The 6,133-nt window shown below is 64.5% G+C and carries 6 protein-coding genes and 1 tRNA gene; 4 read left to right on the top strand and 3 right to left on the bottom strand.

The window, feature by feature from the left end:
- Positions 1-26: 26 nt before the first annotated feature.
- Positions 27-1,040, bottom strand: coding sequence for a glycoside hydrolase family protein (locus tag VW23_RS18730; protein WP_069911065.1), 1,014 nt, complete (start codon positions 1,038-1,040; stop codon positions 27-29).
- Between the two features lie 97 nt (positions 1,041-1,137).
- Here VW23_RS18730 and VW23_RS18725 point away from each other — a divergent pair, with 97 nt between their 5' ends.
- From VW23_RS18725 to VW23_RS18715, 3 genes are read left to right on the top strand one after another with little or no spacing between them, the layout of a single operon-like run.
- Positions 1,138-2,442 (top strand): aminotransferase class III-fold pyridoxal phosphate-dependent enzyme, encoded by a 1,305-nt coding sequence (locus tag VW23_RS18725; RefSeq protein ID WP_069911064.1) that lies wholly within the window; start codon positions 1,138-1,140, stop codon positions 2,440-2,442.
- 9 nt (positions 2,443-2,451) lie between these two features.
- Positions 2,452-2,922 carry an ureidoglycolate lyase gene (locus VW23_RS18720; protein WP_069911063.1) on the top strand — a complete coding sequence of 157 codons (471 nt, stop codon included), beginning with the start codon at positions 2,452-2,454 and terminating at the stop codon, positions 2,920-2,922.
- Positions 2,923-2,930: 8 nt separating this feature from the next.
- The gene (locus VW23_RS18715; protein ID WP_069911062.1) at positions 2,931-3,842 is read left to right on the top strand and encodes an aminotransferase class IV; all 912 of its coding nucleotides are present in this window, start codon (positions 2,931-2,933) and stop codon (positions 3,840-3,842) included.
- Between the two features lie 100 nt (positions 3,843-3,942).
- On the opposite strand, the gene VW23_RS18710 is transcribed toward VW23_RS18715, so the two are convergent.
- Complete coding sequence (locus VW23_RS18710; RefSeq protein WP_069911061.1) at positions 3,943-4,698, bottom strand: hypothetical protein; 756 nt, start codon at positions 4,696-4,698, stop codon at positions 3,943-3,945.
- A gap of 146 nt (positions 4,699-4,844) precedes the next feature.
- A tRNA-Leu gene (locus VW23_RS18705) sits at positions 4,845-4,929 on the bottom strand.
- 152 nt (positions 4,930-5,081) lie between these two features.
- Here VW23_RS18705 and VW23_RS18700 point away from each other — a divergent pair.
- Positions 5,082-6,044 carry a complex I NDUFA9 subunit family protein gene (locus VW23_RS18700; protein ID WP_069911060.1) on the top strand — a complete coding sequence of 321 codons (963 nt, stop codon included), beginning with the start codon at positions 5,082-5,084 and terminating at the stop codon, positions 6,042-6,044.
- Positions 6,045-6,133 lie beyond the last annotated feature (89 nt).

Raw genomic sequence — 6,133 nt, 5'->3', positions numbered from 1 at the left:
GGGGAGGGGAGCACCAGAGCCGGCTCCTACCCACTGATCGCGCTGGCGATCCGCCACACCCCACGCGCGTCGCAGCAGGCGTAGTACATGCGATATCGGCCGTCGCCGACGGCAATCAACGACATATCCTCGGCATGCACGGCGTCGATCTCCTCGCCGCCATAGCCATCCCCTTCGATGGCGATGCCGCTCCGCCGCCAATCCAGCCCATCCTCGGACTCCGCCATGAAAATGCGCGAGCGATAGCCGGACATGTCGGCGGCGATCGAGGCTGCGGCGAAATCCGCGCTCGATCCGCGCGCCACCGCCTCGGCATCGAGGCTCGGATGCATCGGCGCCACAGCACCCGGTGGCAGGTCCTGCCAGGCTGAATAGAACATCGTCCAGGGCTCGCCCGGCATGCGTGGCGCGATCACCTCGGCCGCGGTGATCCCGGCGCTGTCGAGGCTATCAGTCCGGTCGCGCAACCGATATCCGGGCTCCATCTCGAAGCTCAGCCCATCGCGCGTCACCGCACTCACCACCGGCGTGCCGACGCGCTTGCCATCGGCAACCTCCGTGCGAAACACGAACAGCCGCCCGCTGCCGTCACCCAGCGGCAGAAACCGTGGTGCGCCGACGCCGCCATCGAGCCGGATGCCCGGCTCAACCGTCCAGCTCACCTGGTCATCCGAGATGGCGCTGCCGATTACCGTCGGCCGGTCCGCCCGGCCGCGGCCTTCGAGATACATCCGCCAGCGGCCGTCCGGCAACTGCGTCAGGCTCGGCGCCAGCACCCGCAGTGCCAGGTGTGGCAGCGCGGGATCGGGCGCCACGCGAATGCCTGGCTCCGGCTCGAACCGCAGCCCATCCTGCGACACCGCGCTGAGGATGTAGCCCTGGCAATCGGCGAATGGCTTGCCCGGTCCGACCGCCGTGTAGAACAGCCGATAACCGCCTGCCGGCACCCGCACGATGCACGGCGCCTGCACCTTGGAACGATCGAGCGCGCGGCTGCCTTCGATCCGCGGCCCAGCTTCCTTCCGCCAGTTTTTCTGCATTGAGGATCAGGCTCTTCCTTGACGGCTACTTGGTTATTCTCATAACAATATAGCATTACGTCAATGCTCGCCGCAGCGAGTGAATGGGGGAGACGGAATGGGCAAGGGGCAGGACCTCTGGAAGACGGCGAAGACCGTCATACCGGGCGGCAATATGTTGCTGTCGAAGCGCCCCGAAATGTTCCTCCCCGAACAGTGGCCGGCCTATTTCTCGAAGGCCGCCGGCTGTCGCGTCTGGGATCTCGACGGGCGCGACTATATCGACATGTCGATCATGGGCATCGGCTGCAACACGCTCGGTTATGGTCGGCCGGAAGTCGATGACGCCGTCAAGCGTACCGTTGACCTCGGCAACATGGCGACCCTCAACGCCCCCGAGGAAGTCGAGCTTGCGCAGCGGCTGATTGCCCTGCACCCCTGGGCCGACATGGCGCGCTTCGCCCGTTCCGGCGGCGAGGCCAACGCCATCGCCATCCGCATCGCCCGCGCTGCCTCCGGCAAGGATGGGGTGGCGCTATGCGGCTATCACGGCTGGCACGACTGGTATCTCGCCTCCAACCTCGGCGATGAGAGCAAGCTCGCCGGGCACCTGCTGCCGGGGCTCAGCCCCAATGGCGTGCCTAAGTCGCTGCGCGGCTCGGTGTTCACCTTCAATTACAACAAGCTCGATGAGCTCGAGGCGCTGATCAGGAAAGAAGAGATCGGCGTCATCAAGATGGAGGTGTCGCGCAACTACGACCCCGACCCGGGGTTCCTGGTCAGCGTCCGGAAGCTCGCCGACCAGCACAACATCATCCTGATCTTCGACGAGTGCACCTCCGGCTTCCGTCAGGCGTTTGGCGGGTTGCACAAGGTGTATGGCGTCGATCCCGATATGGCGGTGTTCGGCAAGGCGCTCGGCAACGGCTATGCCGTTACCGGCGTCATCGGCAAGCGCGACATCATGGAAGCGGCGCAGAACACCTTCATCTCCTCGACCTTCTGGACCGAGCGCATCGGCTCGGTGGCGGCGCTCGCCACCCTCGACGTGATGGAGAAGGAACAGTCCTGGCAGCGGATCACCGATACCGGCCGCGCCATCACCGCGCGCTGGCAGGCGCTGGGCCAGAGATACGGCTTGCCGCTGGTCACCGCGGGCGTGCCGGCGCTCACCGGCTTCAGCATCAAATCGGCCAACGGCCTCGCCTACAAGACGCTGATCACCCAGGAAATGCTGGCCGCCGGCTATCTCGCGGCCACCAGCGTCTACACCTGCACCGAGCATACCCCCGAGATCGTCGACGGCTATTTCGCCGCGCTCGAACCGATCTTCAAAACCATCCGGGAATGCGAGGATGGGCGCGACATCAACTCCTTGCTCAAGGGCCCCGTTGCCCATAGCGGTTTCACCCGGCTCAACTGAGAGTTTCGCATGTCCCTCCCGCCACTTGCCTCCGCCGACCTCGCCCCCTTTGCCACGCACGTCCGTGCCGAGGGCGGCAAGTTCACCACCATTCCGGAAGTGCTGGAGCCGGGCGACGTGCCCGGCCAACACGCCTTCGCCGTGCTCTGCCCGCAGCCGGTCGACCCCCAGGCGATCAGCGTCACCTTCCTCGAGCGCCATCCGCACTCGACCCAGACTTTCGTGCCGCTCAAAGTCGGCCGCTGGCTCGTGCTGCTCGCTCCGACGCTCAGCGATGGCGCACCCGACCTTGCCAATATCCGCGTCTTCCTCGCCGGCCCCGAGGATGCCGTCTGCATCCATCGCAACGTCTGGCACGCCGGCCTCACCGTGCTCGATCGGCCGGCCGAAGTGGGGATGATGATGTGGCGCTCCGAGGCTGGCCCGGCAGCTGACGGCGTCGTCTTCGAACTCAAAACTCCAATCGTTCTCAGCGTGTGAGGCACGTGATGACGCGACTGGTCTACATCTCGGGCGAACTGGTGCCGGAGCACGAAGCGCGGATCTCCATCTTCGACAGCGCCATCATGCTGGGCGATACGATGACGGAATCGACCCGCACCTTCCGCCACGTCCCGTTCAAGCTCGATGAGCATATCGAGCGGCTCTACCAGTCGCTGAAGCTGACGCGCATCGATCCGCAAATGAGCCCCGCCGAGATGAAGCGGGTAACGCTCGAGGTGTTCGAGGCCAACCGGCCCAACTACGCCCCGCATGAGGACGCCTGGATCGTCCACAACATCTCGCGCGGCCTGTCGGTCGCCGGCGCCGATCCGACCAAGCAACTGGGCGCCGCCACGGTGATGATCTTCACCCAGCCGATGAACCTGTTGCCTTGGGTGGATTTCTACTCGAAGGGCTGCCACGGCGTCACGCCGATGAGCCGCATGGTGCCGAGCCAGTCGCTCGACCCCCGCATCAAGAACCGCAGCCGCCTCGCCTACACATTGGCCGAAATGGAAGCCAAGCTCGTCGACCCGCAGGCCCAGAGCGTCATCCTCGATCTCGATGGCCACGTCGCCGAAAACAAGGGCGGCAACATCTTCTGCGTCACCAAAGGCGTGCTCCGCACCCCCTCCACCGTCAACTGCCTCGCCGGCGTCAGCCGCGCTACGGCGCTCGAACTGGCGAAGGGGCTGGGTATCCCGACCGAGGAAACCTCACTGCTGCCCTACGACCTCGCGACGGCAGACGAGATGTTCTTCACCTCGACGCCGTACTGCATCATGCCGGCGACGAAGTTCAACGGCTTGCCGGTGGGCGATGGGCAGGTGGGGCCGGTGACCAAGCGGTTGCTGGGGGCGTGGAGCGAACTGGTTGGGCTCGATATCGTGGCGCAGGCTGAGGCGCAGCGGGGGTAGTCAAACCAAGGAATAGCTCGGACTCGACCCTTCTCGAGAATGGATTCATCGCTCGTGAATGGCCGGACGGTTCTATGCACATCAGTGCTTTCGAGTCGTATCAGTGAATGCAACCAACCCACACACTGCCCAGCCGATCGGCAACAGCCGCCTTTACGGCGTCCGAGCAAAGGTCAGATACGAGAAGTCCGAACGGCTTCATCAACGGCTCGAAAATCCCATCCTCATCGACCTTTCCACACGGTGTGCTACCCGAGAGCGCGTACCTCACCGTTGCCCACAGCGTCCAAGCGAGTTCGATCTCGCCCTCTTGGCCATCATAGACAGTGCTCGCCGCTACCATCTTTGTAGTTAGTCCCAACTCCCCGAGGAGGGTGGTGGAGATCAGATGTGCGGCGCAGTCAGCCAGTTGAATTCCTGAAACTGTTCGGGAGTCACAACCAAACCTTACGGTTGCGCCGTCCGGCATGGCCGCGTTCGTCTGCCTGATGCCCTCATCCACGAAGACACGTGCAATTCGTTGGCTTGGCGGGAGGTCGACGGCTGAGAGAAGATTCGCGATGTAAGTGGCTATCTCTTTGCGTTCCGAGACTGGGCAGACAGTTACCGCAATCTTGCAGGTGCCCAGGATGATCTGGAGGTGGCTCCGCAATCTCTGCGCTGCGGGAGCGTCCTTCATAGTCATGCTGCTTTTGAACTCGTCGCTGGCTGGATCGAATCCGCAATCAGTGAGGGCGGCAATCACCCGTTCGGCAACCCCATCCTCGGCAAACACCGCTGCCACGACAATGAAATCACCGCGAACGTGGATGCTCTCGTCAACAAAGACGTTCCAATCTGCGTCGACGTTCGCCATGCCAATGCTCCAAATCAAGCGACGAGGCGCATCTCCCGGAGAAAACGCGATCGAGGCCTAGGGAGCCGGGCGGAGTCGCAGAGCATACATGTTCGGTCCCGCAAAAACAAAAGGCCCCCCGTGAGGGAGGCCTTTGCGTTTGCCATTGGTGCCCTGGAGAAGACTCGAACTTCCACGTCTTTCGACACACGGACCTGAACCGTGCGCGTCTACCAATTCCGCCACCAGGGCAATCCGATGGGCGCCGTTCACTAGGTGACTGAGCGGGGGCTGTCAACTCGGTTTCTTGCCCGACCACGCCTCGTCCACTCGACACGTCGGGGCGTGCAGGCTAGAAGCGGCAAAACCCTGCACCGATTGCCTTGTCCGGAGCCGTCAACGCCATGGAATCCACCTCGAACCTGGTCACCATTTTCGGCGGCGCCGGTTTTATCGGGACCCAGGTGGTGCAGCTCCTGGCCCGCCGTGGTTACCGCATCCGCGTCGCGGTGCGTCGCCCCGATCTCGCCGGGCATGTCCGCCCGCTCGGCGCCGTCGGGCAGGTGATGCCGATCCAGGCCAATATCCGCAACCGCGAATCGGTCGAGCGTGCCATCCGCGGCGCCGGCGTCGTCATCAACCTGGTCGGCATCGGCCACGAGGGCGGCAAGCAGCGCTTCCGCGCCGTGCATGCGATGGGCGCCAAGAACGTTGCCGAGGCCGCCAAGGCGCTCGGCGTCAGCACACTGGTGCATATTTCGGCGCTGGGCGCCGGTGCAGAGGCGCCGAGCGGCTATGCCCGTTCCAAGGCGCTGGGTGAAACCGAACTGCTCGGGGCCTTCCCGTCGGCGGTGGTGATCCGTCCCTCGATCGTCTTCGGGCCGGGCGATGGCTTCTTCAACCGCTACGGCATGCTCGCCCGCATGCTGCCGGTGCTGCCGGTGATCGGTGCGAAGTCGCGGCTGCAGCCGATCTATGTCGGCGACGTCGCCGAGGCGATCTGCCGCGCTGCCGAGGGCCAGGTGAAGGGCGGCAAGATCTACGAGATCGGCGGCCCGGAGGTCGCGACCCATAAGGAGCTGGTGGCGCGCGTGCTGACCGATACCGCCCGCACCAACCTGCTGCTGCCGCTGCCTGCCGGGCCGGCGAAGCTCCTGGCGCTGCCGCTGTCGCTCCTGCCCTCGCCGCTCATCACCAGCGACCAGGTCGACCAGTTGCAGGCCGACAATGTGGTGTCGGAAGACGCCAAGCGCGAAAAGCGCACGCTTGCCGCGTTCGACATCGCGCCGACTGCGATGGACGCCATCCTGCCGAGCTATCTGTGGCGTTTCATGAAGAACGGCCAGTTCGACCGCCAGACGGCGTAACTCCAAGGTCTAGCCCAAGGGCCGGTGCGGGAAGATACCCCCCACCCTGTCCCTCCCCCCCAAGGGGGGAGGTGACCGGCGCTCACACG

The sequence above is a fragment of the Devosia insulae DS-56 genome, assembly GCF_000970465.2.
Classification (GTDB): Bacteria; Pseudomonadota; Alphaproteobacteria; order Rhizobiales; family Devosiaceae; genus Devosia_A; species Devosia_A insulae.
This window is presented reverse-complemented; position numbering and strand designations above follow the sequence as displayed.